Below are 25,913 nucleotides of genomic sequence, written 5' to 3'. Positions count from 1 at the left end.
GCCCCGTGCACCCTCCTCCGAAGGTGCAAAGCCGACAGCCGTCGCATCCCAGGGAGCTCATCCATGGCCTCGTTGCCGACCCCTTCCGCAGACAGCCGGAACCGCGCCGCAGCCCTCCGCGAGGCACTCGCCAGCCGAGTGGTCGTCGCCGACGGCGCCATGGGCACCATGCTCCAGGCACAGGACCCCACCCTCGAGGACTTCCAGAACCTCGAAGGATGCAACGAGATCCTGAACATCACCAGGCCCGACATCGTCCGATCGGTCCACCAGGAGTACTTCGCCGCCGGCGTCGACTGCGTCGAGACCAACACCTTCGGTGCCAACCACGCCGCCCTGGGCGAGTACGACATCCCCGAGCGCGTCCACGAGCTCTCCGAGGCCGGTGCCCGCATCGCCCGCGAGGTCGCCGACGAGTTCACCGCCTCCACCGGACGCCAGCGCTGGGTCCTCGGCTCCATCGGCCCCGGCACCAAGCTGCCGACCCTCGGCCACGCCCCGTACACCCTGCTGCGCGACGCCTACCAGCAGAACGCCGAGGGCCTCCTCGCCGGCGGCGCCGACGCCCTGCTCGTCGAGACCACCCAGGACCTGCTCCAGACCAAGGCCTCCGTCATCGGCGCCCGCCGCGCCCTCGACACCCTCGGCGCCGACGTGCCGCTGATCGTCTCCGTCACCGTCGAGACCACCGGCACCATGCTCCTCGGCTCCGAGATCGGCGCCGCGCTCACGGCCCTGGAGCCGCTCGGCATCGACATGATCGGCCTGAACTGCGCCACCGGCCCCGCCGAGATGAGCGAGCACCTCCGCTACCTGGCACGCCACTCGCGCATCCCCCTCTCCTGCATGCCCAACGCCGGCCTGCCCGTCCTCACCTCCGACGGCGCCCACTACCCGCTCAGCCCCGCCGAGCTCGCCGACGCCCAGGAGACCTTCGTCCGCGAGTACGGCCTCTCCCTGATCGGCGGCTGCTGCGGTACGACCCCCGAGCACCTGCGCCAGGTCGTCGAGCGCGTCCGGGACCTCACCCCCGCCGCGCGCGAGCCGCACCCCGAGCCCGGCGCCGCCTCGCTCTACCAGACCGTGCCGTTCCGCCAGGACACCGCGTACATGGCGATCGGCGAGCGCACCAACGCCAACGGCTCCAAGAAGTTCCGCGAGGCCATGCTGGAGGCCCGCTGGGACGACTGCGTCGAGATGGCCCGCGACCAGATCCGCGAGGGCGCGCACATGCTCGACCTCTGCGTCGACTACGTGGGCCGCGACGGCGTCGCCGACATGCAGGAGCTCGCCGGCCGCTTCGCCACCGCCTCCACCCTGCCGATCGTCCTCGACTCCACCGAGGTGGACGTCCTCCAGGCCGGTCTGGAGAAGCTCGGCGGCCGGGCCGTCATCAACTCCGTCAACTACGAGGACGGCGACGGCCCCGAGTCCCGCTTCGCCAAGGTCACCCGGCTGGCCCAGGAGCACGGCGCCGCGCTCATCGCCCTCACCATCGACGAGGAGGGCCAGGCCCGTACCCCCGAGCACAAGGTCGCCATCGCCGAACGGCTCATCGAGGACCTGACGGGGAACTGGGGCATCCACGAGTCCGACATCCTCATCGACACCCTGACCTTCACCATCTGTACCGGTCAGGAGGAGTCGCGCAAGGACGGCATCGCCACCATCGAGGCGATCCGCGAGCTCAAGCGCCGCCACCCGGACGTCCAGACCACCCTGGGCCTCTCCAACATCTCCTTCGGCCTGAACCCGGCCGCGCGCATCCTGCTCAACTCCGTCTTCCTCGACGAGTGCGTCAAGGCCGGACTCGACTCGGCGATCGTCCACGCCTCGAAGATCCTGCCGATCGCCCGCTTCGACGACGAGCAGGTCACCACCGCGCTCGACCTGATCTACGACCGGCGACGCCCCCAGCAGGGGGACGAACCGGCCTACGACCCGCTGCAGAAGCTGATGGCCCTCTTCGAGGGCGTCAACACCAAGTCGATGAAGGCGGGCAAGACCGAGGAGCTCCTCGCCCTGCCCCTCGACGAGCGTCTGAAGCGGCGGATCGTCGACGGCGAGAAGAACGGCCTGGAGACGGACCTCGACGAGGCCCTGACGATCCGGCCCGCTCTGGAGATCGTCAACGAGATCCTGCTCGACGGCATGAAGACGGTCGGCGAGCTGTTCGGCTCGGGCCAGATGCAGCTGCCGTTCGTGCTGCAGTCCGCCGAGGTCATGAAGACCGCGGTGGCCCACCTCGAACCGCACATGGAGAAGACGGACGCCGAGGGCAAGGGCACGATCGTGCTGGCCACCGTACGCGGCGACGTCCACGACATCGGCAAGAACCTCGTCGACATCATCCTCTCCAACAACGGCTACAACGTCGTCAACATCGGCATCAAGCAGCCCGTCTCCGCGATCTTGGAGGCCGCCGAGGAGCACAGCGCCGACGTGATCGGCATGTCCGGCCTCCTCGTGAAGTCCACCGTGATCATGAAGGAGAACCTGGAGGAGCTGAACCAGCGCGAGCTGGCCGCCAAGTACCCCGTGATCCTCGGCGGCGCCGCCCTGACCAGGGCGTACGTCGAGCAGGACCTGCACGAGATCTACCAGGGCGAGGTCCGCTACGCCCGGGACGCCTTCGAGGGCCTGCGCCTCATGGACGCGCTCGTCGCCGTCAAGCGCGGCGTCCCCGGCGCCAAGCTCCCCGAGCTCAAGCAGCGCCGCGTCCCCAAGCGGGACACGCCGGTCCTCCAGGCGGAGGAGGCGGACGAGCCGGCCGGCCGTTCCGACGTCGCCGTCGACAACCCCGTCCCCACCCCGCCGTTCTGGGGCACCCGCGTCGTCAAGGGCATCCCGCTCAAGGACTACGCCTCCTGGCTCGACGAGGGCGCCCTCTTCAAGGGCCAGTGGGGCCTCAAGCAGGCCCGCGTCGGCGGCGCCACGTACGAGGAGCTCGTCGAGACCGAGGGCCGGCCGCGGCTGCGCGGCCTGCTCGACAAGCTGCACACCGAGAACCTGCTCGAGGCGGCCGTCGTCTACGGCTACTTCCCCTGCGTCTCCAAGGGCGAGGACCTGATCATCCTCGACGAGGCCGGCAACGAGCGGACCCGCTTCACCTTCCCGCGCCAGCGCCGCGGCCGCCGGCTCTGCCTCGCGGACTTCTTCCGTCCGGAGGACTCCGGCGAGACCGATGTGGTCGGCCTCCAGGTCGTCACCGTCGGCTCGAAGATCGGCGAGGCCACCGCCAAGCTGTTCGAGTCCGACTCCTACCGCGAGTACCTGGAGCTGCACGGCCTCTCCGTCCAGCTCGCCGAGGCCATGGCCGAGTACTGGCACGCCCGGGTCCGCGCCGAGCTCGGCTTCGGCGGCGAGGACCCGGACGCGGTCGAGGACATGTTCGACCTCAAGTACCGCGGCGCGCGCTTCTCCCTCGGGTACGGGGCCTGCCCCGACCTGGAGGACCGCGCGAAGATCGCGGAGCTGCTGCGTCCGGAGCGGATCGGCGTCCACCTCTCCGAGGAGTTCCAGCTCCACCCCGAGCAGTCCACCGACGCCATCGTGATCCACCACCCCGAGGCGAAGTACTTCAACGCCCGGTGACCGGGGTCCGGGGTGTCCCGCCGGAACCCGGCGGGACAACCGTCCCGGACGGCGCCCCGGGGGACCCCGGGGGTAAATACGCGCCCTTTCGGTGATCCGGACGTACACTTATCGGTCCAGTGCAGGCCGGTCTTCCTCCCCGTACCGGGGAGGGGGGCCGGCCTTCTCGTCCCTCCATGGAGGTGTGCCGGATGACCAGTACGGTCCCCGCGTCCCTGATCCGTACCAACGGAAGCTCCGCCCTGCAGGCGGTCTTCCTCGACATGGACGGGACCCTCGTCGACACGGAGGACTTCTGGTGGGACGCGGAGGTCGAGGCCTTCGCCGACCTCGGACACCGGCTGGACGAGGCCTGGCGGGACGTCGTCGTCGGCGGCCCGATGACGCGCAGCGCGGGCTACCTCATCGAGGCCACCGGCGCCGACATCACCGTCGCCGAGCTGACCGTCCTGCTCAACGAGAAGTTCGAGCAGCGCATCGCGCGCGGTGTGCCCCTCATGCCCGGCGCCGAACGGCTCCTCGCCGAGCTGAGCCGGCACTCCATCCCGACCGCACTGGTCTCCGCCTCGCACCGGCGGATCATCGACAAGGTCCTCCACTCGCTCGGCCGCGACCGCTTCGCGCTCACCGTCGCGGGCGACGAGGTCGTCCGGACCAAGCCGCACCCGGAGCCGTACCTGGCGGCCGCCCAGGGGGTCGGGGCCGACCCCGTGCTCTGTGCCGTCATCGAGGACACCGCGACCGGGGTGGCGGCCGCCGAGGCGGCCGGCTGCCGGGTCGTCGCGGTGCCCTCGGTCGCCCCGATCGCGCCCTCCCCGGGCCGGGTCGTCGTGCGCTCCCTCGAAGAGGTCGACGTGCCCTTCCTCCGTACATTGATCACCGGAATCTGAGCTTTATCTGAGCTTCCCCCGGGCGAATGCGATTTCGCCCCGGAGATACCGCGGAGACACCCCCGGGGGCACCCGGGGGACACCCGCGGTGCACCCGGGGAACGCCCGGAGAAAACGATCAGGCCATTCGCCGAAAAGGCCCCTGCGTGACGTTGGTCACGCAGAGTGCCGGACGGTGGGTGGCCTCCGTGCGTTCCCTGTCCGATTGGGGCGTGTTTTGGCGCCCCCTGTGTCCCGTTTCGATCGGCACCGTCCGCATCATCCGGCGCATGACTATCGAGACCCTCGTATTCATGATCACTGTGCGATTACCCCCGCGGCCCCCCGTGGTCAGGCAATAGCGGCGCCGCCCACTAATCTTTCGCGAGTACTTCGCCGCATAACCCGCGTGCACCGGCGCACACCCAAGTCGCCGTGAACACAGGACCGATCGCAACACCCGGCCCGATCGCTCCCGCCCAGACCGGGCGGCCGGCGGCGGAGTTCCACTGACCGCTGTATCCCAGTGCCGGATGAGGAGATCGTCCCTGATGAACCGCAAGACCCTGGTGCTGCCGGCCGTGGCCGGACTGCTCGCCCCCCTGCTCGCCGCCTGCGGCGGTGCGGAGGAAGGCGGAGCGATCGTCGTCGGCACCACGGACCAGTTCATCGCCACCGCGGACGCCCCCGCGCCGCTCGACCCGGCCTTCGCCTACGACACCGGCGCCTGGAACATCCTGCGACAGACCGTGCAGACCCTGATGCACGTGCCCCGCGACAGCGGCGAGCCCGTCCCCGAGGCCGCCCAGAACTGCGGATTCTCCGACAAGGCCAGCGAGAGCTACCGCTGCAAGCTGCGCGCCGGCCTCACCTTCGCCGACGGCACCCCGATCACCGCCGAGGACGTCAAGTTCTCCATCGAGCGCGTGCTGAAGATCAAGTCGGACAACGGCACCGCCGCCCTCCTCTCGAACATCGACACCATCGAGACCAAGGGCACCGACGAGGTCGTCTTCCACCTGAAGACCCCCGACGCCACCTTCCCGTACAAGCTCTCCACCCCCGTCGCCGGCATCCTCAGCAAGGACAAGTACGAGGCCGGCCGGCTCCGCGAGGGCTTCGACGTCGACGGCTCGGGCCCGTACACCATGAAGGTCGAGCGCGAGGGCGACAAGGCCACCCGCTTCGTCTTCACCAGGAACCCCGCCTACAAGGGCGACATCACCCTGCGCAACGAGAAGGTCGAGCTGCGCCCCTACGCCGACGCGAGCACCATGGGCCGGGCCCTGGAGAGCGACGACATCGACATGATGGCCCGCTCCCTGTCCCGCAAGCAGGTCAAGGACCTCACCGAGACGCCCAAGGACGGCATCGAGGTCATCGAGGTCCCCGGCCTGGAGATCCGCTACCTCGGCTTCAACACCAAGGCCCCCGCCGTCCAGGAGAAGGCCGTCCGTCAGGCCATGGCCGCCGTCGTCGACCGCGGCGCCCTCGTCAACCGGGTGTACGGCACCACCGCCGAGCCGCTGTACTCGCTGATCCCCTCCAGCATCACCGGCCACGCCACCCCCTTCTTCGACACCTACGGCGAGCCCGACCAGGCCCGCGCCGCCAAGCTCCTCAAGGACGCCGGCGTCAAGACCCCGGTCAAGCTGACGCTGAACTACACCACCGACCACTACGGCGCCGAGACCGCCGAGGAGTTCGAGGCGCTCAAGAAGCAGCTCGTCTCCAGCGAGCTCTTCGACGTCACCGTCCAGGGCGCCGAGTGGTCGACGTTCCGCACCGCACAGAAGCGCGGCGACTACGCCGTCTACGGACTCGGCTGGTTCCCCGACTACCCGGACCCGGACAACTACATCGCGCCGTTCCTGGACAGCGACAACTTCCTCAACACCCCGTACGTGAACAAGGTCGTCCGCGACCAGCTCATCCCGCGTTCGCGCCGCCAGGCCGACCGCACCGCCGCGAGCCCCGTCTTCAACCAGATCCAGAAGATCGTCGCCGAGGACGTACCCGTCCTGCCGCTGTGGCAGGGCAAGCAGTACGTCGCCGCGCGCGACGACCTCAACGGAGTCGAGTACGCCCTCAACACGTCCTCCGACCTCCTGCTCTGGGAACTGGGCCGCGGTACCGCATAACCCCGTCGACTGGATCGGTTACACCGGCCGCGCACCCGCGCGCGGCCGGCCTGACAAGAGATCACGAGGCACGTTCTGTGAAGACGCACAACAAGTGGCTGACGGCCCCCCTCGCCGCCGGTCTGTCCGCCGCCCTCCTCAGCGGCTGCGGCACCGAGCAGGGCGGCTCGGGCGACTCCGGCAACGGCATACGCGTCGGCATGTCCGACGAGATCGTCGCCACCGACCCGGCGGCCGGCTACGACCCCGGCTCCTGGCTGCTGTTCAACAACGTCTTCCAGTCCCTGCTGGCCTTCCCCAAGGGCGGCTCAGAGCCGGAGCCCGAGGCCGCCGACGAGTGCGGCTTCACCACCGGCAGCACCGTGTACAGCTGCACCCTGCGCGACGGCCTGACCTTCTCCAACGGCAACAAGCTCACCTCGGAGGACGTCAAGTTCTCCTTCGAGCGCGCCCTCAGGATCGCCGACCCCTCGGGCCCCGCGCCGCTGCTGGCCACCATCAAGAGCATCGAGACCCCGGACGAGAGGACCGTCGTCTTCCACCTCAAGGTCCCCGACGCCACCTTCCCCAGCAAGATCGCCTCCGGCGCCGGGTCCATCGTCGACCACCGCGAGTACCCCGCCGACGCCCTGCGCACCGACGGCAAGGCCACCGGCTCCGGCCCCTACAAGCTGGACTCCTTCAGCGCCACCGAGGCCACCTTCTCCGCCAACTCCGGCTACAAGGGCACCGCGCAGCGCAAGAACGAAGCCGTCACCCTCAAGCTCTACGGCGGCGACCGCTCCGCCCTCGCCAAGGGTCTCGCCGACGGAGACGTCGACGTCGCCTACCGAGGCCTCTCCGCCGAGGACATCGCGACCCTCGAGACCTCCGAGACCACGGACGACAAGGGCATCGAGGTCGTCCAGGGCAGCAGCGCCGAGGTCCAGCACCTGGTCTTCAACATGAAGGACCCGGTCGCCGGCAAGCTCGGCGTCCGCCAGGCCATCGCCCACCTCGTCGACCGCGAGGCCCTCGTCGAAGGCGTCTACAAGTCCACGGCCACGCCGCTGTACTCGATCGTCCCGGCCGGCATCGCCGGACACAACACCGCCTTCTACGACACCTACGGCGTCCCTGACACGGCCAAGGCGAAGAAGGCCCTGCGCGCCGCCGGCATCACCGACAAGGTGAAGCTCACCCTCTGGTCCACGCCCAGCCGCTACGGCCCGTCCACCGACCAGGAGCTCAAGGCCATCGCCGAGCAGCTCAACGCCAGCGGCCTGTTCGACGCCGACGTCAAGTCCGTCGCCTACGACCAGTACGAGAAGGACATCGCGGCCGGCAAGTACGGCGTCTACGTCAAGGGCTGGGTCCCCGACTACCCCGACGCCGACAACTTCACCACCCCGTTCTTCGGCGAGGGCAACGTCCTCGGCAACCGCTACGAGAACGCCACCATCACCGGCAGCCTCCTCCCCAAGACCGCCGCCGCCCCGGACCGCGCCGCCACCGCCGACGAGTACGGCAAGCTCCAGGACCTCGTCGCCGAGCAGCTGCCCCTCCTGCCGCTCTGGCAGGGCAAGCAGTACGCCGTCGCCCGCCAGGGCGTCACGGGCCTGGAATGGACCCTCGACGCCTCGACGGTCTTCCGCTTCTGGGAGATCCGCAAGGGCTGACAGGCCACCGGCCAGGCGATCCGTCCCCGCCAGGCGATCCGTCAGCGGCCAGGGGATCCGTCCCCGGCCAGGCGATCCGTCCCCGGACACGAGATCCGTCCCCGGACACGGCAGGAGGGGCCCGGCGCGCACCACGCGCCCCGGGCCCCTCCCGCCGTATCCGCTCCCGCCGTACCCGCTCGGGCCGCCGGGGCTACTGCCCGTTGGCCCCCGGCCGCACCAGACCGCTCTCGTACGCGTACACCGCGGCCTGCACCCGGTCCCGCAGGCCCAGCTTCGTCAGCACATGACCCACATGCGTCTTCACCGTCGTCTCGCTGACGAACAGGTCCGCCGCGATCTCCGCGTTCGACAGGCCCCGGGCCACCAGCTTCAGCACCTCGACCTCACGGTCCGTCAGGGTGTTCAGCGTGTCCGGCACCTGCTCCTCGCCCGTCGGCAGATGCGCCGAGTACTTGTCGAGCAGCCGGCGCGTGATCGACGGCGCCAGCATCGCCTCACCGGCCGCCACCACCCGGATCGCCTGCACCAGCTCGTTCGCCGGGGCGTCCTTCAGGAGGAAACCGCTCGCCCCCGCCCGCAGCGCCTCCACCACGTACTCGTCGAGATCGAAGGTCGTCAGCACCAGCACCTTCGCCGGACCGTCCCGGCCCGGACCCGTGATCTGCCGGGTCGCCTCCACCCCGTCCATCCGCGGCATCCGGATGTCCATCAGCACCACGTCCGGCTGCAGCGCCCGCACCTGGTCCTGTGCCTGGAGGCCGTCCCCGGCCTCACCCACCACCGCGATGTCCTGCTCCGCCTCCAGAATCATCCGGAAGCCGGTGCGCAGCAGCGGCTGATCGTCGACCAAGAGGACGCGGATCGTCACAAGGGCTCCTTCACGGGGCTGAGCTCACGAGGTACACCGGCACTACGGCGCCGGCGGGGCCAGGCCCATTCTGCCCTGCCCCGAATCGCCCGACTCCGGCGGGCGCGCGGGAACGATCTTCAGCGGATAGACCGGCGGAGTCCCCCCGAACTCCGGACACACCGCCTGGTGATCGCACCAGCCGCACAGCTTCGTCGGACGCGGCCGCCAGTCGCCCGTCTCCGTCGCCAGCCGGATCGCCTCCCACAGCGCCAGCAGCTTCCGCTCCACCCGCAGCAGATCCGCCTCCACCGGGTCGTACGTCAGCACCTCCCCGCTGCCCAGGTACACCAGCTGCAGCCGCCGCGGGATGACCTGCCGCAGCCGCCACACCACCAGCGCGTAGAACGTCATCTGGAACAGCGCCCCGTCCCGGTACTCCGGCCGCGGCGCCTTGCCCGTCTTGTAGTCGACGATCCGCACGTCACCCGACGGCGCCACGTCGATCCGGTCGATCACCCCGCGCAGGCGCAGCCCCGAATCCAGCTCCGTCTCCACGAACAGCTCCCGCTCGGCGGGCTCGAGGCGCGTCGGGTCCTCCAGCGTGAACCACCGCTCGACCAGCCGCTCCGCCTCACCCAGCCAGCCCGCGAGCCGCTCGCCCTCCGGATCCTCCGCGAACAGCTCACCCAGCTCCGGCTTCGACTCCAGGAGCCGGTCCCACTGGCCCGGGACCATCGCCCGCGCCCGCGGAGCCGTCCGCTCCACCGCGGGATCGTCGAAGAGCCGCTCGAGCACCGCGTGCACCAGCGTCCCCCGGGTCGCCGCCTCGCTCGGCTTCTCCGGGAGCCGGTCGATCACCCGGAACCGGTACAGCAGGGGACACTGCATGAAATCGCTCGCCCGCGACGGCGACAACGACATGGGCGCCCGGGGCTCCGCCGGCACCTGCTCGCTCGTACTCATGACGAAGACCCTACGACCCGCCACCGACAGCGAGCGGAATACCATCGACCTGGGACCCCGTCGCACTGCATGATCGAACCGTGACACACCGACGTGGGTCACCCTCCGCGACGAAAGGAACCCGTGAACCAGGACGAGCCCAAGCCGCAGCGGACCGAGGAGCCCGGCGGCGGGATCCTCATGGGCCGCCCCTTCGGCGTGCCCGTCTACGTCGCCCCCAGCTGGTTCCTCGTCGCCGCCCTCATCACCTGGGTCTTCGGCGACCAGATCGAGCGCGTCCTGCCCGAACTGGGCGCCGCCCGCTACCTCGTCTCCCTCTTCTTCGCCGTCGCCTTCTACGCCTCCGTGCTCGTCCACGAACTGGCCCACACCATCGCCGCGCTCCGCTTCAAGCTCCCGGTGCGCCGCATCCAGCTCCAGTTCTTCGGCGGCGTCTCCGAGATCGAGAAGGAGACCGAGACCCCCGGCCGCGAGTTCGTCCTCGCTTTCGTCGGCCCCCTCCTCTCCCTCGTCCTCGCCGGCGTGTTCTATCTCTCGATGTACGCCGTCGAGCCCGGCACCGTCCCCGGCGTCCTCCTCGCCGGCCTGATGATCTCCAACCTCATCGTCGCGATCTTCAACCTGCTCCCCGGCCTCCCCCTCGACGGCGGCCGGATGCTCCGCGCCGTCGTCTGGAAGATCACCGGCAAGCCCATGAGCGGCACCATCGCCGCCGCCTGGGTCGGCCGCGCCCTCGCCGTCCTCGTCCTCGTCGGACTGCCCCTGCTCACCCGCACCGGCTTCCTCGGCAACTCCACCGAGGACATCAGCGGCCTCAACACCGTCACCGACGCCCTGCTCGCCGCCATCCTGGCCGCCATCATCTGGACCGGCGCGGGCAACAGCCTCCGCATGGCCCGCCTCCGCGAACACCTCCCCGAGCTCCGGGCCCGCACCCTCACCCGCCGCGCCATCCCCGTCGAGCCCGTCACCCCCCTCTCTGAGGCCCTCCGCCGCGCCAACGAGGCGGGCGCCCGCGCCCTCGTCGTCGTCGACGGCCACGGCCTCCCCACCGCGATCGTCCGCGAGGCCGCCATCGCCGCCGTCCCCGAGCACCGCCGCCCCTGGGTCGCCGTCAGCACCCTCGCCCAGGACCTCACCGACGGCATGCGCGTCCCCGCCGAACTCACCGGCCAGCCCCTCCTCGACCACCTCCGCGCCAGCCCGGCCACCGAGTACCTCGTCGTCGAGGACACCGGCGAGATCTACGGAGTCCTCTCCACCACCGACGTCGAGCGCGCCTTCGTCAAGGCCATGGCACGACCCTCCTCGTAGTCCTTGTACTCTGGTCACATGTCCGAACCGACCGGTGCCGCCCGCCGACGCGGGCCCTTCAAGGTCGGGGACCAGGTTCAGCTGACCGACCCCAAGGGCCGTCACTACACGTTCACGCTCGAAGAGGGAAAGAACTTCCACACCCACAAGGGTTCTTTCCCGCACGACGAACTGATCGGCGCCCCCGAGGGCAGCGTTGTCCGCACCACCGGAAACGTCGCCTACCTCGCGCTGCGCCCCCTGCTCCCCGACTACGTCCTGTCCATGCCCCGCGGCGCCGCCGTGGTCTACCCCAAGGACGCGGGGCAGATCCTGGCCTTCGCCGACATCTTCCCCGGCGCCCGCGTCGTGGAAGCGGGAGTGGGCTCGGGCTCGCTGAGCAGCTTCCTCCTGCGCGCCATCGGAGACAGCGGCATGCTGCACTCCTACGAGCGCCGCGAGGACTTCGCCGAGATCGCGAAGGGCAACGTCGAACGCTACTTCGGCGGCCCCCACCCCGCGTGGCAGCTGACCGTCGGCGACCTCCAGGACAACCTGTCCGACACCGACGTCGACCGCGTCATCCTGGACATGCTCGCCCCCTGGGAGTGCCTGGAGGCCGTCTCCAAGGCGCTCGTCCCCGGCGGCATCCTCTGCTGCTACGTGGCGACCACCACCCAGCTCGCCCGCACCGTGGAGTCCATCCGCGAGTTCGGCTGCTACGCCGAGCCGCAGCCCTGGGAATCCATGATCCGCAACTGGCACGTCGAGGGCCTCGCCGTCCGCCCCGATCACCGCATGATCGGCCACACCGGCTTCCTCGTCACCGCCCGCCGCCTCGCGGACGGCGTCGAGCCCCCGATGCGCCGCCGCCGGCCGGCCAAGGGCGCCTACGGCGAGGACTACGAGGGCCCCAACAAGGGCTGACGTCCCGACACCCACGGCGCGCCGCCGCCGAGTTCTCCGCCCCCGCGCGGAACTCGGCGGCGGCGTCCTCATGTTCGACGGGCACGCGGCCCCGCACGAGGCCGACCCCGACGGTTCCGTCCCCCTGTGACGTGTGGCACGATGCCCGAAACCGCCGCACCACCCCACAGGAGACGTCTCGCGTGCAGCCCTCCGCCGCCCCGGACCTCGCGGACCTCGCACACACCCACGCCCGGCCGGCCCACTGGCTCGCCACCGCCACCGCGACCGCCGCGGTCGTCGCCCTCGCGGGCCTCCTGCAGCCAGGCCCCGCCGGAGCCACCGCGACCACCGCCACGGCACCGCGCCCCGCACCGGCCCCCGAGGCCGCCGGGGTCGCCTACCCGCTGGACTGCGGGGGAGCGCCCCACAAGGTCGCCAAGCGGGCGTCCGGGGACCTCGACGGAGACGGGAACCCCGAGACCGTTGCGGTCGTGCACTGCGAAGCGGGCTCCGGCACGCCGCCGAGCGGCGTCTACGTCCTCACCCGCGGCAAGCGGGCCGGCGCGCCCGCGCGCGTGGTGGCCACCCTCGTCGCACCCGAGCTCCTCAAGAGCGTCACCGACTTCTCCGTACGCGACGGAGCGGTGCACGCCACCCTGCTCGGCTACTCGTCCCCCGACGTGCCCAGCTGCTGCCCCGACGAGAAGGAGCAGGTCAGCTGGCACTGGAAGGGCGGCGCCTTCGTCCGCACCGGACAGGCCGAAGCGCGCGGCGCCTGACCCGTCACTCCGCGTCGGGGCCGTACACCTCGACCTTGTCCTCGACCCGGCGCACATGGATGCAGTCGCCCGGGCACTCCTTCGCCGAGTCCACCACGTCCTGGAGCAGCGTCAGCGGGACCGGTGTCGTGGCACCGGTGTCCTGGAGCAGCTCGTCGTCGGCGCTCTTCACATATGCGAGCCCGTCGATGTCCAGCTCGAAGACCTCGGGAGCGTACTGCGCGCAGATCCCGTCCCCGGTGCACAGGTCCTGGTCGATCCAGACCTCCAGCGCCTCTGCGGCGCCCGTGGACGGAGCCTCGTGCTGCACGGTCATATCTCCTGCCGTTTCTGCTTCGCGTGTCGCTTCTCGCGGGTAAGTCGGGCCGCCTCTGACGGGTGTTGACCCACGACGACGATACAACCGCCCGCTTTCAACCTGCGAAGGGTGGGTATTCCCCTGTCGACAGGGGAAGCGCAAGGGTGAAGATCGGACACACCTCGGAGTCTTTTTGATCTAGGGGTTTCAATCACCACCCACGCAGGTAGGGTCAGGAAGCGTCCAGCTCCCCTTGGAGGAGGTGAGGACCGTGGCAGCCCACGACGACGACATCAACCGCGGCATCCGGCCGGGGCGGGGGTCTGAAGACCCCGCCGGTCAGGTTGCCTATCTCGAGCAGGAAATCGCCGTCCTGCGCCGCAAGCTCGCCGACTCTCCGCGACACACGAGGATTCTCGAAGAGCGGATCGTCGAGCTGCAGACCAGCCTGGCCGGCGTGTCCGCGCAGAACGAACGACTGGCGAACACGCTCCGTGAGGCCCGCGACCAGATCGTGGCCCTCAAGGAGGAAGTCGACCGGCTCGCGCAGCCGCCGGCCGGCTTCGGTGTCTTCCTGCAGGCCAATGAGGACGGCACGTGCGACATCTTCACCGGGGGCCGCAAGCTCCGGGTGAACGTCAGCCCGAGCATCGAGCTCGAAGAGCTCAAGCGCGGCCAGGAAGTCATGCTCAACGAAGCGCTCAACGTGGTCGAGGCCATGGAGTTCGAGCGCGCCGGGGACATCGTCACCCTCAAGGAGATCCTCGAGGACGGCGAGCGCGCCCTGGTGGTCGGGCACACCGACGAGGAGCGGGTGGTGAGGCTCGCCGAGCCTCTGCTGGACGTCACCATCCGCCCCGGCGACGCCCTGCTGCTCGACTCCAGGTCCGGCTACGTGTACGAGGTGGTCCCCAAGAGCGAGGTCGAAGAGCTCGTTCTCGAAGAGGTCCCGGACGTCGACTACAACAAGATCGGCGGCCTGGGCAACCAGATCGAACTGATCAGGGACGCGGTCGAGCTCCCCTACCTCTACCCGGACCTCTTCAAGGAGCACGAACTCCGTCCGCCCAAGGGCATCCTGCTCTACGGCCCGCCCGGCTGCGGCAAGACGCTGATCGCGAAGGCCGTGGCCAACTCCCTGGCCAAGAAGGTCGCCGAGGTGACCGGCCAGCCCGCGGGGAAGTCCTACTTCCTCAACATCAAGGGCCCCGAGCTCCTCAACAAGTACGTCGGCGAGACCGAGCGGCACATCCGCCTCGTCTTCCAGCGTGCCCGGGAGAAGGCGAGCGAGGGCACCCCCGTCATCGTCTTCTTCGACGAGATGGAATCCCTCTTCCGCACCCGCGGATCCGGTGTCAGCTCGGACGTGGAGAACACCATCGTCCCCCAGCTGCTCGCCGAGATCGACGGTGTGGAGGGCCTGGAGAACGTCATCGTCATCGGCGCCTCCAACCGCGAGGACATGATCGACCCCGCGATCCTGCGACCCGGCCGGCTCGACGTCAAGATCAAGATCGAGCGTCCGGACGCCGAGGCCGCGAAGGACATCTTCGCGAAGTACCTCACCGCCACCCTGCCGCTCCACTCGGACGACATCTCCGAGCACAGCGGCTCCAAGGCGGCGGCCGCCCACGGAATGATCCAGTCCGTCGTCGAGCAGATGTACGCCGAATCCGAGGAGAACCGCTTCCTCGAAGTCACGTACGCCAACGGCGACAAGGAAGTCCTCTACTTCAAGGACTTCAACTCCGGCGCGATGATCCAGAACATCGTCGACCGGGCCAAGAAGATGGCCATCAAGGCCTTCCTCGACCACAACCAGAAGGGCATCCGGGTCTCCCACCTCCTCCAGGCGTGCGTGGACGAGTTCAAGGAGAACGAGGACCTGCCCAACACCACCAACCCCGACGACTGGGCCAGGATCTCCGGAAAGAAGGGCGAGCGGATCGTGTTCATCCGCACCCTCGTCACCGGAAAGCAGGGCGCGGACACCGGGCGCTCCATCGACACGGTGGCCAATACCGGTCAGTACCTGTAAAACGCCTCCGGCTGCGGATGTCCGGAAACCGGGCATCCGCAGCCGACGCATTCCATCCAGCATTTCCCCCGGCATCACAGGGAAATACGCAACCGATCTCCCCACCAGCGCGGAGCCGCTCTAGGCTCATCGGTACCGCCGAGTCGCGCACAGTGAGCGCCGCCGGGCAAGGAGGGCCGCATGACCGTACGGCGAGTAATGGGCATCGAGACGGAGTACGGGATCTCCGTCCCGGGACACCCGAACGCCAATGCCATGCTCACCTCGTCCCAGATCGTCAACGCCTACGCGGCGGCGATGCACCGGGCGCGCCGCGCCCGCTGGGACTTCGAGGAGGAGAACCCGCTGCGGGACGCCCGCGGCTTCGACCTCGCCCGCGAGGCCGCCGACTCCAGCCAGCTCACCGACGAGGACATCGGCCTGGCCAACGTGATCCTCACCAACGGGGCCCGCCTCTACGTGGACCACGCCCACCCCGAGTACAGCTCGCCCGAGGTCACCAACCCGCTCGACGCCGTCCGCTGGGACAAGGCCGGCGAGCGGATCATGGCGGAGGCCGCCGAGCGGGCGGCGCAGCTCCCCGGGGCCCAGCCGATCCACCTCTACAAGAACAACACCGACAACAAGGGCGCCTCCTACGGCACGCACGAGAACTACCTGATGAAGCGGGAGACCCCCTTCTCGGACATCGTGCGCCACCTGACGCCCTTCTTCGTCTCCCGTCAGGTCGTCACCGGCGCGGGACGGGTCGGCATCGGCCAGGACGGCCGCAAGAACGGCTTCCAGATCAGCCAGCGCGCCGACTACTTCGAGGTCGAGGTCGGCCTGGAGACCACCCTCAAGCGGCCCATCATCAACACCCGGGACGAGCCGCACGCCGACGCCGAGAGGTACCGCCGCCTGCACGTGATCATCGGCGACGCCAACCTCTCGGAGATCTCGACCTACCTCAAGCTGGGCACCACCGCCCTGGTGCTCTCGATGATCGAGGACGGGTTCATCACCGTCGACCTCGCCGTCGACCAGCCGGTACGGACCCTCCACCAGGTCTCGCACGACCCGACCCTCCAGTACCTGGTCACGCTGCGCAGCGGCCGGACACTCACCGCGGTGCAGCTCCAGATGGAGTACTTCGAGCTGGCCAGGAAGTACGTGGAGGAGCGGTACGGAGCGGACGCCGACGAGCAGACCAAGGACGTCCTGGTCCGCTGGGAGGACACGCTCAACCGGCTCGAGAACGACCCCATGAGCCTGGCGGGCGAGCTCGACTGGATCGCCAAGCGGGAGCTCATGGAGGGCTACCGGCGCCGGGACGACCTGGACTGGGACGCCGCCCGGCTGCACCTGGTCGACCTCCAGTACGCGGACGTACGCCCCGAGAAGGGCCTCTACAACCGTCTGGCGGCACGCGGGCGCATGAAGCGGCTCCTGGACGAGGCCGAGGTGGAGCGGGCCGAGACGGCCCCTCCGGAGGACACCCGGGCCTATTTCCGGGGCCGGTGCCTGGAGCAGTACGCCGACGACGTCGCGGCGGCCTCCTGGGACTCGGTGATCTTCGACCTGCCCGGCCGCGACTCCCTCCAGCGCGTCCCCACCCTGGAGCCGCTGCGGGGCACCAAAGCCCATGTGAAGTCGCTCCTGGACCGCTGCAGGACCGCCGAGGAACTGGTGCGGGTCCTGTCCGGCGGCTGATCCGAGGCCCCGCGGGGGCCTGAAATACCCCGGCACTGGGAATCATGGAAACAGTGCCCGGGCGTTGTCGAAACTGCGGGGCCGAAAGGGGACCCGCCCTATAGGGTCTGATCTTGTACGGACTCAACCGAGCGGGCCGATTCGAGCGGGGTGAGGGATATGGCGACCAAGGACACCGGCGGCGGACAGCAGAAGGCGACGCGTTCCACGGAGGAGGTCGAGGAGACCACCACGGAGGCGAGCTCCGACCTGCAGGAGCGCCAGGAGAAGCTGAGCGACGACGTGGACTCCGTCCTGGACGAGATCGACGACGTCCTCGAGGAGAACGCCGAGGACTTCGTTCGGTCGTTTGTGCAGAAGGGCGGCGAGTAGCCGCTCGGCGCGTCTGTCGTCCCCGTCCCCGGAGCCCCGGCGAAAGCCGTGGGCCCGGGGACGGATGACAAGCGGTGGCACGGGTAAGGTCCGTGCACAGCAAGCAAGATCGGCCGGCGCTTCCCACGGCGGGCCGACTCTCCCACCCGGAAGGAATCGCGTGGAAGCCAACCCTCGTAGCACCGGGCGTCTGCCGGCGGCCTTCCTGACGCCGGGCTCGTCCTCGTTCATCGACTTCCTGGCGGACCACTCGCCGGAGATGCTGCCGGGCGGGCGGAAGCTCCCCGACGGGGTCGTCGAGGCCCCGCACGGGACGACCATCGTGGCGGCCACGTTCCCCGGCGGGGTCGTGCTCGCCGGTGACCGGCGGGCCACCATGGGCAACATGATCGCGCAGCGGGACATCGAGAAGGTCTTCCCTGCCGACGAGTACTCCGCCGTCGGCATCGCCGGCACCGCCGGCCTCGCCGTGGAGATGGTCAAACTGTTCCAGCTGGAGCTGGAGCACTTCGAGAAGGTGGAGGGCGTCACGCTCTCCCTGGAGGGCAAGGCGAACCGTCTCTCCACCATGATCCGGGGCAACCTGGGCATGGCCATGCAGGGGCTCGCCGTCGTCCCGCTCTTCGCGGGCTGGGACGAGGGCAAGGAGAAGGGCCGGATCTTCTCCTACGACGTGACCGGCGGACGCTCCGAGGAACACGGGTACGCCGCCACCGGCTCCGGCTCGATCTTCGCGCGCGGCTCGATGAAGAAGCTCTACCGCGCCGACCTGACCGAGCAGGAGGCCACCACGCTGGTCGTGCAGGCGCTCTACGACGCGGCGGACGACGACTCGGCGACCGGGGGCCCGGACATGGCACGCCGGATCTTCCCGATCGTCACGGTCATCACGGACGAGGGCTACCGCAGGCTCACGGAGGCCGAGTCCTCCGCCCTGGCCCGGTCGGTCACCGAGCGGCGCCTCGAGGAGCCCGACGGGCCCCGCGCCGCCCTGCTCTGACCACTCGTCGCCCGACTGAAGCCCAGAAGAAAGGGACGGACCGCCGGTGTCCACTCCGTTCTACGTCTCACCCCAGCAGGCCATGGCCGACCGGGCGGAGTACGCCCGCAAGGGCATCGCCCGAGGCCGCAGCCTTGTCGTCCTCCAGTACACCGACGGGATCGTCTTCGTCGGTGAGAACCCGTCCCGCGCGCTGCACAAGTTCAGCGAGATCTACGACCGGATCGGCTTCGCGGCCGCCGGCAAGTACAACGAGTACGAGAACCTCCGCATCGGCGGCGTCCGCTACGCCGACCTGCGGGGCTACACCTACGACCGGGACGACGTCACCGCGCGCGGCCTGGCCAACGTCTACGCCCAGACCCTCGGCACGATCTTCTCCAGCGCGGGGGAGAAGCCGTACGAGGTGGAGCTGGTCGTCGCCGAGGTCGGCACCGAGGCGTCGGGCGACCAGATCTACCGGCTGCCGCACGACGGCTCGATCGTGGACGAGCATGGCTCGGTCGCGGTCGGCGGCAACGCCGAGCAGATCGGCTCCTTCCTGGACCAGCGGCACCGGGACGGCATGTCCCTGGCCGAGGCCCTGAGGCTGGCCGTGCAGGCGCTCTCGCGGGACACCAACGGCAGCGAGCGGGAGATCCCCGCGGAGCGCCTGGAGGTGGCGGTCCTGGACCGCACGCGGCCGCAGCAGCGCAAGTTCAAGCGGATCGTCGGCCGTCAGCTGTCGCGCCTCCTGGAGGCGGACGACGCGGCGGTGACGAAGACGGACGAGCCTTCGGACGAGGCTCCCGAGGAGTAGTCGGCACGGCCCGGAGGGGCCCCGGTCCGCGGTGCGCGGTCGGGGCCCCTCCGGCGCGTCCGGCCTCAGGCCGCCGGTGCGGGCCCCGAGGAGCCCCGGGGGACCAGGGAGACGGGAAGGGTGTCCGGCCGGGGCCGTTCGCCCGCGAGGACCGCGAGGAGGGCCTCCATGCCCCGCCGGCCGAACTCCTCGGCGGGCAGCCGCACGGTGGTGAGCTCCGGGTCGACCACCGTCGCCAGGGCCATGTCGTCGAAACCGGTCACCGACAGGTCCTCGGGGACCCGCAGTCCGAGCCGGCGTGCCGCCTTGCAGACGCCGACCGCGAGGATGTCGTCGTCGCAGATCACCGCCGTGGGCCGGGGCCCGGGGGCGGCGAGGGCCCGGCCCGCGACCTCCCACGCGTCCGCGACGTTCAGCGGTGAGCGCACGGTGCGCACCTCCGTGCCGCGCAGGGCGTGGGCCAGGGCGGCGGCCCGCACGTCGAAGGTCCAGGACGGGGCCGCGGACGCCAGGTGCAGGAAGCGGCGGTGCCCCAGGGCGAGCAGGTGGTCGGTCACCCGGCGCATGCCGTCGGCGACGTCGAGGTTCACATGGGCGGCGGCCCCGGGGCCGGCCGGGTCGCTGTCGAGCATGACGAGCGGGAGGTCGGTGCCCCGGAAGGCCTCCAGGGCGCCGGTCGCCATCGAGGAGGCGATCACCCCGTCGAGCGCGGCCTGCGCCGAGGCGAAGGGGTCCCGCGCGGGGCCCAGGCCGTCGGGGGAGGGGTAGAGGACCACGCCGAAGCCGTGCCGGGCCGCCGCGGCGGCCGCTCCCGTGTAGACGTGCGCGAAGAACTCGTTGGTGAGGGCCGGGACGACGAGCATGGCGGTGCGGGTGCGGCCGAGGCGCAGGTTGCGGGCGGCCAGGTTGGGCCGGTAGCCGAGCTCCCGGGCGGCCCCGCGCACGGCCTCGGCGGTGCGTTCCGACACACGGCCGCGCCACTTGTCGCCGAGCACGAGGGAGACGGTGGCCTGGGAGACGCCCGCCGTCCGGGCGACGTCCCGGCTGGTGGGGCGGGTGCCGCCGAGCGGCTCCGGGGTCTGCACACAAGCCTCCGCGTCGGGCGGTCGACGGACCGGTCACTGGGCGCGGGGTGGACCCGCGCGCTGCCGACATGGTACGTATGACCACGGAAGTTATACGTAAAACCTCGGCGCGGTCCGAGGCGAGGGGAGACCACATGGCCACCGAGGCCCCGGCGCGAGGCGGCTATCTCGACATACTCCGGGCGCCGCACGCGGCCCGGCTGCTGGCCGGCACCCTCGTGGGGCGCCTGCCCAACGGCGTCGGCCCCATCGCCCTCACCCTCTTCGTCCGCGACCAGGGCGGCAGCTACACCCTGGCCGGCGGCCTCATCGCCGCCTACGGCGTCGCCACAGCCGTCGGCCAGCCCCTCCTCGGCCGCGCCGTCGACCTCAAGGGCCAGCCCCGCGTCCAGCTGCCCGCCGCGGTCCTCTCCGCCCTCGGCATGGCCCTGCTCGCCCTCACCGGCATCGGCCACCTCGGCCTCGCCTACGCGGCCGTCGTCGTCGCCGGACTCTTCACACCACCCCTGGAGGGCGGCCTGAGAGCCCTGTGGCCGAGCGTCCTCGGCCGCGAGGACCGGGTCCACCGCGCGTACGCCATGGACGCGGTCGCGCAGGAGGTCATGTTCACCGTCGGCCCCCTGCTGCTGACCCTCCTGGTCTCCCTCTGGTCGCCCGCCGCCGCCCTCCTGGTCATCAACCTCCTCGGCGTCCTCGGCGCCCTCGCCGTCGTCCTCTCCGAGCCCTCCCGCACCTGGCGCTCCGCGCCCCGGGAGGCCCACTGGCTGGGCGCCCTGCGCTCCCCGGGCCTCCTCGCCCTCCTCGGCTCGTTCTTCTTCGTCGGCCTCGCGCTCGGCTCCATCACCGTCGCCGCCGTCGCGTACGCCGACGACCGGGGCACCCCGTCCGTCTACGGCTGGCTGATGGCCGCGCTCGGCCTCGGCGCGCTCGTCGGCGGGGTCACCTACGGCACCCGGCAGTGGTCCGGAGCCCCCGAACGGCGACTCCGCGTCCTGGTGCTGCTCCTCGCCGTCTGCTACCTGCCGCTGGTGCTCACCCCCGGCCCCGTCGCCATGACCGCCCTCGCGGCCCTCGCCGGCGTCTTCCTGGCGCCCGTCCTCGCCTGCGCGTTCATCGTCGTGGACCGGCACGCGCCGCGCGGCACGGTCACCGAGGCCTTCTCCTGGCTCGTCACCACCTTCGGCGTCGGTTCCGCCCTCGGCTCCGCCGCAGCGGGCCCCGCCGTCGAACTCGCCGGGACGGTCGCCGGATTCGCCGTCGCCGGGGCGGGCGGCGTCGCCGCCCTCCTCGTCCTGCTCGCCACCGGCCGGGTCCTCCACGTGCCCTCGGCCCCCGAAACCCCCGGGGCCGAGCCGCGACACGCCGTCGGTGCGGGCGCCCCCACCTCCGTACACACGGAAAAGAACACGCACTGATCGGAAAATGATCGAAACGGGAACGTCCAACCCGGTTTCAGCACAGGCCGTCAGGCGTAATGTTCAGACATGGACCGCCGCATTTTCGGGCTGGAGAACGAGTACGGCGTCACGTGCACGTTCAGGGGACAGCGCCGACTGTCTCCTGACGAAGTGGCGCGCTACCTCTTCCGCCGTGTCGTGTCATGGGGCCGCAGCAGCAATGTCTTCCTGCGGAACGGCGCCCGCCTGTACCTCGACGTGGGATCGCATCCGGAATACGCCACACCGGAATGCGACAACGTGACCGAACTGGTCACCCACGACAAGGCCGGTGAGCGCATTCTCGAGGGCCTGCTCGTCGACGCCGAACGCCGCCTGCACGAGGAGGGAATCGCGGGCGACGTCTACCTCTTCAAGAACAACACCGACTCGGCCGGAAACTCCTACGGCTGCCACGAGAACTATCTCGTCGCCCGCCACGGAGAGTTCTCCCGGCTCGCGGACATCCTCATTCCGTTCCTGGTCACCCGGCAGCTCATCTGCGGCGCGGGAAAGGTCCTCCAGACCCCGCGCGGAGCGGTGTTCTGCGTCTCCCAGCGTGCCGAGCACATCTGGGAGGGCGTCAGCTCCGCGACCACCCGCTCACGCCCCATCATCAACACCCGTGACGAACCGCACGCGGACGCCGAGCGCTACCGCCGGCTCCACGTCATCGTCGGCGACTCGAACATGTCCGAGACGACCATGCTCCTCAAGGTCGGCGCCACCGACCTCGTCCTCCGCATGATCGAGGCCGGCACCGTGATGCGCGACCTGACCCTGGAGAACCCGATCCGGGCCATCCGCGAGGTCAGCCACGACATCACCGGGCAGCGCAAGGTCCGGCTCGCCAGCGGCCGCGAGGCCTCCGCCCTGGAGGTCCAGCGCGAGTACTACGAGAAGGCCGTCGACTTCGTCGACCGCCGCGGGATCCGGAACGGCACCGTCGCCCAGGTCCTGGAGCTGTGGGGCCGCACGCTCGACGCGATCGAGAGCGAGCGGCTCGACCGGATCGAGACCGAGATCGACTGGGTCATGAAGCACCGGCTCATCGAGCGCTACCGGGCCAAGCACAACATGACCATGTCGAACCCGAGGGTCGCGCAGATAGACCTCGCCTACCACGACATCCACCGCCGCCGTGGGCTGTACTACCTGCTGCAGAAGAACGGGCAGGCGGCCCGGATCTGCAACGACATGAAGATCTTCGAGGGCAAGTCGGTGCCCCCGCAGACCACTCGTGCCCGGCTCCGCGGCGACTTCATCCGCCGCGCCCAGGAGCAGCGACGGGACTTCACCGTCGACTGGGTCCACCTCAAGCTGAACGACCAGGCACAGCGCACGGTGTTGTGCAAGGACCCGTTCCGCTCCGTCGACGACCGCGTCGAAAAGCTGATCGCCGGAATGTAGGCCGGTCGCACCGGCGATGTGGGCCCCGCACGTTTGGCGTGCGGGGCCCTCGACGTGACAGGAGGGTCCCCTAGAGTGTCGGGACAACTACTGTGCCGTCTGAGATCTGAGGAACACGTGCGCCGACTTGCCGGCCTTCTCGTCGTCCCGCTGCTGCTGCTCTCCACAGCGGCGTGCGGCAGCGACGACAAGGGCTCCGATTCCGCTTCGATGACGAACGGGCTGCCCGCCATCACCGCGGGGGCCAAGTTCGGCGAGAAGCCGACCCTCGCCAAGGGCGAGGGCGACCCGCCCAAGGAACTCAAGGTCAACGTCATCAGCGAGGGCAAGGGCGCGGTGACGAAGAAGGGCGACGCGCTCTCGGTGAACTACCTGGGTCAGGCCTGGGACTCCACCACCCCCTTCGACAACAGCTTCGACCGCGGCCAGCCCTTCAGCGTGACGCTGGGCGAGGGCCAGGTCATCAAGGGCTGGGAGCAGGCCCTCGAAGGCCAGAAGGTCGGCAGCCGCATCGAGGTCGGCATCCCGCCGGAGCTCGGCTACGGCGAGAAGGGCTCGCCGCCGAGCATCAAGCCGAACGCCACCCTCGTCTTCGTCGTGGACATCCTGAAGTCCGTCACGATCCCCAAGTCCGCCACCGGCACGCCGGTCGCCCAGGACAACAAGGACCTGCCGAAGGTCGGCACGAACACCGACGGCAAGGCCCCCTCGCTGACGGTCCCCAAGGTCGACCCGCCGACCAAGCTCGTCTCGAACTACGTCCTCGAGGCCAAGGGCGAGGCCGTGACGGCCACCGACACGGTCGTCGTGAACTACGTCGCCGCCCTGTGGAAGGACGGCAAGGTCTTCGACTCGACGTACACCTCGGGCAAGCCCGCGAACTTCCCGCTCGCGCAGCTCACGCTGAAGGGCCTCAAGGACGGTCTCGTCGGCAAGACGGTCGGCAGCCGCGTCCTCATCGTCGCCCCGCCGTCCGAGGCCTTCGGCGACAAGGAGCAGCAGGGCATCCCGAAGAACTCCACGCTGGTGTTCGCCGTGGACATCCTGGCGAAGATGTAAGACTGTCCCGATCACGCAGTTCATCAGTATGAGGAGCAGTTCAGTGAGCATCGAGAAGCCCGAGATCGACTTCCCGGGTGGCGAGCCGCCGAAGGACCTGGAGATCAAGGACCTCTGGGAGGGCGACGGCGACCTCGCCGAAGCCGGTGACTTCGTGAAGGTCCACTACGTCGGTGTGTCCTTCGACTCCGGCGAGGAGTTCGACGCCTCCTGGAACCGCGGCGCCCCGCTCGACTTCCACCTCGGTGCCGGTCAGGTCATCCAGGGCTGGGACCAGGGCGTCCAGGGCATGAAGGTCGGCGGCCGCCGCCAGCTGGTCATCCCCGCGCACCTCGCCTACGGCGACCGCGGCGCCGGCGGCAAGATCGCCCCGGGCGAGACGCTGATCTTCGTCTGCGACCTCGTGGGCGTCACCAAGCGCTGACCCGCGCACCCCGACCGGGTTCCGGTCGCTCCGAGGGCCCCCGCCATCCCCGGCGGGGGCCCTCGGCCGTGTCCCGGCCCGGGCCCGGCACCGCGGCGGGGGCTCCGGCCCCGCCGCCGTACGGGCGCCGGCCCCGGCTGCGGTCCGGGCTCCGGCCCCGCCCCGGTCCGGCTCCCGTCCGTGCCTCGGTCCCGGCTTTGGTCCCGACACCCCGGGGCGGTACGGTCGGACGTCCGAGAAGTGGAACGGCGAAGGGGTGCGGGGCGTCGATGGCGATTGCCAAGTCCGAGCGGCTGATGAATCTCGCGCTGTGCCTGCTCGGGACACGCCGCCCGCTGAGCAAGCGGGAGCTCCGCGGCTCCATCGAGGCCTACCTCGAAGCGAGCGGCGACGACGCCTTCAACCGCATGTTCGAGCGCGACAAGGACGACCTCCGCGAGCTCGGCCTCGTCATCGAGACCGTCGAGAACCTGGAGGGCGACACCGGCTACCTCGCCCGCCGCGACTCCAACCGGCTGCCGCCCATCACCCTGGACGCCGAAGAGGCCGCCGCCCTCGGCCTCGCCGCCAAGGTCTGGCAGCAGGCCCGCCTCGCCGGGGCCGCCAGCGGCGCCCTGCAGAAGCTGCGCGCCGCCGGCATGCCGGAGGCCGAGGACTCGTACGACACCCAGCCCAGCGCCCTCGAACCGCGGATCCCCGTCCACGAGGCCGCCTTCGAACCGCTGATGCTGGCCTGCCGCGACCGCCGGCCCGTCTCCTTCGACTACCGCAAGGCCAACGCCGCCCGCCCCGAGGTCCGCCAGGTCGAGCCCTGGACCCTCGAATGCTGGCGCGGCCACTGGTACCTGGCCGGCTGGGACCGCGACCGCGGCGCCGAGCGCGTCTTCCGGCTCTCCCGCATCACCGGCAAGGTCCGCTCCCGCGCCGGCGCCTTCACCGCGCCCGTGCCCGACGTCGTCACCGTCCGCGAGACCGTGGAGAGCTGGGCCGGCGAGACCGCCACCCGCTCCGCCCGGATCCGGCTGCGCACCGGCTGCGGCTACCCGCTGCGCGCCCGCGCCCAGTCCCTGACCGAGGGCACCGACGGCTGGGACGAGCTGGAGATCCCGTACGGGCACGGCCTCGACGCCTGGCTCGTCGAGTTCGGACCCGATGTCGTCGTACTGGAACCGGCCGATCTGCGGGCCGACGTGGTGGACCGGCTGCGCGCCGTGGCCAAGGGCTGAGGGGGAGACGTACCG

At 70.4% G+C, this 25,913-nt stretch carries 21 protein-coding genes; 17 read left to right on the top strand and 4 right to left on the bottom strand.

The window, feature by feature from the left end; all coding sequences use genetic code 11:
* Positions 1 to 63: 63 nt before the first annotated feature.
* The 4 genes from metH to ACIP84_RS22750 all read left to right on the top strand — a co-directional run bounded on the left by metH (position 64) and on the right by ACIP84_RS22750 (position 8,262).
* The gene (gene metH / locus ACIP84_RS22765) at positions 64 to 3,594 is read left to right on the top strand and encodes a methionine synthase (protein ID WP_401799750.1); all 3,531 of its coding nucleotides are present in this window, start codon (positions 64 to 66) and stop codon (positions 3,592 to 3,594) included.
* A 191-nt stretch (positions 3,595 to 3,785) separates the two neighbouring features.
* Complete coding sequence (locus ACIP84_RS22760; RefSeq protein WP_355969099.1) at positions 3,786 to 4,484, top strand: HAD family phosphatase; 699 nt, start codon at positions 3,786 to 3,788, stop codon at positions 4,482 to 4,484.
* A gap of 530 nt (positions 4,485 to 5,014) precedes the next feature.
* A complete protein-coding gene (locus ACIP84_RS22755) occupies positions 5,015 to 6,604 on the top strand; it encodes an ABC transporter substrate-binding protein (protein ID WP_401799748.1) in 1,590 nt (529 codons plus the stop codon).
* A gap of 77 nt (positions 6,605 to 6,681) precedes the next feature.
* Positions 6,682 to 8,262 carry an ABC transporter substrate-binding protein gene (locus ACIP84_RS22750; RefSeq protein ID WP_401799745.1) on the top strand — a complete coding sequence of 527 codons (1,581 nt, stop codon included), beginning with the start codon at positions 6,682 to 6,684 and terminating at the stop codon, positions 8,260 to 8,262.
* A 193-nt stretch (positions 8,263 to 8,455) separates the two neighbouring features.
* Here ACIP84_RS22750 and ACIP84_RS22745 read toward each other — a convergent pair whose 3' ends face one another.
* Positions 8,456 to 9,133 carry a response regulator transcription factor gene (locus ACIP84_RS22745; protein WP_073915076.1) on the bottom strand — a complete coding sequence of 226 codons (678 nt, stop codon included), beginning with the start codon at positions 9,131 to 9,133 and terminating at the stop codon, positions 8,456 to 8,458.
* A 42-nt stretch (positions 9,134 to 9,175) separates the two neighbouring features.
* Entirely contained in the window at positions 9,176 to 10,078 is a 903-nt protein-coding gene (locus tag ACIP84_RS22740) for a RecB family exonuclease (protein WP_389035476.1), read from the bottom strand.
* Positions 10,079 to 10,258: 180 nt separating this feature from the next.
* Here ACIP84_RS22740 and ACIP84_RS22735 point away from each other — a divergent pair, with 180 nt between their 5' ends.
* The 3 genes from ACIP84_RS22735 (at position 10,259) to ACIP84_RS22725 (ending at position 13,059) form a co-directional block, all read left to right on the top strand.
* Positions 10,259 to 11,392, top strand: a complete 1,134-nt coding sequence (locus tag ACIP84_RS22735) for a site-2 protease family protein (protein WP_401800031.1) — start codon at positions 10,259 to 10,261, stop codon at positions 11,390 to 11,392.
* A gap of 18 nt (positions 11,393 to 11,410) precedes the next feature.
* On the top strand, positions 11,411 to 12,298 hold the full coding sequence (locus ACIP84_RS22730; protein ID WP_015032448.1) for a tRNA (adenine-N1)-methyltransferase: 888 nt from the start codon (positions 11,411 to 11,413) through the stop codon (positions 12,296 to 12,298).
* A gap of 182 nt (positions 12,299 to 12,480) precedes the next feature.
* Entirely contained in the window at positions 12,481 to 13,059 is a 579-nt protein-coding gene (locus tag ACIP84_RS22725) for a hypothetical protein (protein ID WP_401799741.1), read from the top strand.
* A 4-nt stretch (positions 13,060 to 13,063) separates the two neighbouring features.
* On the opposite strand, the gene ACIP84_RS22720 is transcribed toward ACIP84_RS22725, so the two are convergent.
* Complete coding sequence (locus ACIP84_RS22720) at positions 13,064 to 13,375, bottom strand: ferredoxin (protein WP_355969114.1); 312 nt, start codon at positions 13,373 to 13,375, stop codon at positions 13,064 to 13,066.
* 253 nt (positions 13,376 to 13,628) lie between these two features.
* Between ACIP84_RS22720 and arc the strand changes: the two genes are divergently transcribed.
* The 5 genes from arc (at position 13,629) to prcA (ending at position 19,258) form a co-directional block, all read left to right on the top strand.
* The gene (arc, locus tag ACIP84_RS22715) at positions 13,629 to 15,395 is read left to right on the top strand and encodes a proteasome ATPase (protein ID WP_073915061.1); all 1,767 of its coding nucleotides are present in this window, start codon (positions 13,629 to 13,631) and stop codon (positions 15,393 to 15,395) included.
* A gap of 180 nt (positions 15,396 to 15,575) precedes the next feature.
* Positions 15,576 to 17,087: a depupylase/deamidase Dop gene (dop, locus tag ACIP84_RS22710; RefSeq protein WP_355969118.1), complete on the top strand. Its 1,512-nt coding sequence runs from the start codon at positions 15,576 to 15,578 to the stop codon at positions 17,085 to 17,087.
* Positions 17,088 to 17,246: 159 nt separating this feature from the next.
* Complete coding sequence (locus tag ACIP84_RS22705) at positions 17,247 to 17,459, top strand: ubiquitin-like protein Pup (protein WP_030315996.1); 213 nt, start codon at positions 17,247 to 17,249, stop codon at positions 17,457 to 17,459.
* A gap of 160 nt (positions 17,460 to 17,619) precedes the next feature.
* A complete protein-coding gene (gene prcB, locus ACIP84_RS22700; protein WP_355969122.1) occupies positions 17,620 to 18,459 on the top strand; it encodes a proteasome subunit beta in 840 nt (279 codons plus the stop codon).
* Positions 18,460 to 18,505: 46 nt separating this feature from the next.
* Positions 18,506 to 19,258, top strand: coding sequence for a proteasome subunit alpha (prcA, locus tag ACIP84_RS22695; protein ID WP_355969125.1), 753 nt, complete (start codon positions 18,506 to 18,508; stop codon positions 19,256 to 19,258).
* Between the two features lie 65 nt (positions 19,259 to 19,323).
* Here the strand turns inward: prcA and ACIP84_RS22690 are convergent, their stop codons facing one another.
* Complete coding sequence (locus tag ACIP84_RS22690; RefSeq protein WP_401799735.1) at positions 19,324 to 20,343, bottom strand: LacI family DNA-binding transcriptional regulator; 1,020 nt, start codon at positions 20,341 to 20,343, stop codon at positions 19,324 to 19,326.
* Positions 20,344 to 20,477: 134 nt separating this feature from the next.
* Between ACIP84_RS22690 and ACIP84_RS22685 the strand changes: the two genes are divergently transcribed.
* From ACIP84_RS22685 to ACIP84_RS22665, 5 genes are all read left to right on the top strand, one after another.
* Positions 20,478 to 21,758 (top strand): MFS transporter, encoded by a 1,281-nt coding sequence (locus ACIP84_RS22685; RefSeq protein WP_401799732.1) that lies wholly within the window; start codon positions 20,478 to 20,480, stop codon positions 21,756 to 21,758.
* Between the two features lie 69 nt (positions 21,759 to 21,827).
* Positions 21,828 to 23,189, top strand: coding sequence for a Pup--protein ligase (gene pafA, locus ACIP84_RS22680; RefSeq protein ID WP_055598404.1), 1,362 nt, complete (start codon positions 21,828 to 21,830; stop codon positions 23,187 to 23,189).
* Positions 23,190 to 23,306: 117 nt separating this feature from the next.
* A complete protein-coding gene (locus tag ACIP84_RS22675) occupies positions 23,307 to 24,248 on the top strand; it encodes an FKBP-type peptidyl-prolyl cis-trans isomerase (protein ID WP_401799729.1) in 942 nt (313 codons plus the stop codon).
* A gap of 43 nt (positions 24,249 to 24,291) precedes the next feature.
* On the top strand, positions 24,292 to 24,672 hold the full coding sequence (locus ACIP84_RS22670) for an FKBP-type peptidyl-prolyl cis-trans isomerase (RefSeq protein WP_073915041.1): 381 nt from the start codon (positions 24,292 to 24,294) through the stop codon (positions 24,670 to 24,672).
* A gap of 269 nt (positions 24,673 to 24,941) precedes the next feature.
* Entirely contained in the window at positions 24,942 to 25,898 is a 957-nt protein-coding gene (locus ACIP84_RS22665) for a WYL domain-containing protein (protein ID WP_355960928.1), read from the top strand.
* The last annotated feature ends 15 nt before the right edge of the window (positions 25,899 to 25,913 follow it).

The sequence above is a fragment of the Streptomyces sp. NPDC088707 genome (assembly GCF_044752725.1).
Taxonomy (GTDB): domain Bacteria; phylum Actinomycetota; class Actinomycetes; order Streptomycetales; family Streptomycetaceae; genus Streptomyces.
The sequence above is the reverse complement of the archived record's forward strand: the minus strand, read 5'-3'. Positions and strand labels throughout refer to the sequence as shown.

Coding starts and splice junctions, on each gene's coding strand:
- metH (WP_401799750.1), top strand. CDS start 64: ATGGCCTCGTTGCCGACCCCTTCCGCAGACAGCCGGAACCGCGCCGCA.
- ACIP84_RS22760 (WP_355969099.1), top strand. CDS start 3,786: ATGACCAGTACGGTCCCCGCGTCCCTGATCCGTACCAACGGAAGCTCC.
- ACIP84_RS22755 (WP_401799748.1), top strand. CDS start 5,015: ATGAACCGCAAGACCCTGGTGCTGCCGGCCGTGGCCGGACTGCTCGCC.
- ACIP84_RS22740 (WP_389035476.1), bottom strand. CDS start 10,078: ATGAGTACGAGCGAGCAGGTGCCGGCGGAGCCCCGGGCGCCCATGTCG.
- ACIP84_RS22735 (WP_401800031.1), top strand. CDS start 10,259: ATGGGCCGCCCCTTCGGCGTGCCCGTCTACGTCGCCCCCAGCTGGTTC.
- ACIP84_RS22730 (WP_015032448.1), top strand. CDS start 11,411: ATGTCCGAACCGACCGGTGCCGCCCGCCGACGCGGGCCCTTCAAGGTC.
- ACIP84_RS22720 (WP_355969114.1), bottom strand. CDS start 13,375: ATGACCGTGCAGCACGAGGCTCCGTCCACGGGCGCCGCAGAGGCGCTG.
- dop (WP_355969118.1), top strand. CDS start 15,576: ATGACCGTACGGCGAGTAATGGGCATCGAGACGGAGTACGGGATCTCC.
- ACIP84_RS22705 (WP_030315996.1), top strand. CDS start 17,247: ATGGCGACCAAGGACACCGGCGGCGGACAGCAGAAGGCGACGCGTTCC.
- ACIP84_RS22685 (WP_401799732.1), top strand. CDS start 20,478: ATGGCCACCGAGGCCCCGGCGCGAGGCGGCTATCTCGACATACTCCGG.
- pafA (WP_055598404.1), top strand. CDS start 21,828: ATGGACCGCCGCATTTTCGGGCTGGAGAACGAGTACGGCGTCACGTGC.
- ACIP84_RS22665 (WP_355960928.1), top strand. CDS start 24,942: ATGGCGATTGCCAAGTCCGAGCGGCTGATGAATCTCGCGCTGTGCCTG.